Annotated in this window: 1 rRNA gene; it reads right to left on the bottom strand. The window is 54.1% G+C overall.

Annotation, left to right across the window (positions count from 1 at the left end):
- Positions 1-21 precede the first annotated feature (21 nt).
- Positions 22-592: ribosomal RNA gene (locus tag WH279_RS00040) — 16S ribosomal RNA — on the bottom strand; the annotation flags it as partial.

The following is a 592-nucleotide window of genomic DNA, read 5'->3' on the forward strand; positions in this document are numbered from 1 at the left end:
ACGCGGGAGAGTATCTTCAGGTAAGGAGGTGATCCAACCGCAGGTTCCCCTACGGTTACCTTGTTACGACTTCACCCCAGTCATGAATCACAAAGTGGTAAGCGCCCTCCCGAAGGTTAAGCTACCTACTTCTTTTGCAACCCACTCCCATGGTGTGACGGGCGGTGTGTACAAGGCCCGGGAACGTATTCACCGTAGCATTCTGATCTACGATTACTAGCGATTCCGACTTCACGGAGTCGAGTTGCAGACTCCGATCCGGACTACGACGCACTTTATGAGGTCCGCTTGCTCTCGCGAGGTCGCTTCTCTTTGTATGCGCCATTGTAGCACGTGTGTAGCCCTGGCCGTAAGGGCCATGATGACTTGACGTCATCCCCACCTTCCTCCGGTTTATCACCGGCAGTCTCCTTTGAGTTCCCACCATTACGTGCTGGCAACAAAGGATATGGGTTGCGCTCGTTGCGGGACTTAACCCAACATTTCACAACACGAGCTGACGACAGCCATGCAGCACCTGTCTCACGGTTCCCGAAGGCACTAAGGCATCTCTGCCGAATTCCGTGGATGTCAAGGCCAGGTAAGGTTCTTC

Source organism: Erwinia sp. MYb375, from assembly GCF_037479175.1.
Taxonomy (GTDB): Bacteria; Pseudomonadota; Gammaproteobacteria; order Enterobacterales; family Enterobacteriaceae; genus Erwinia; species Erwinia rhapontici.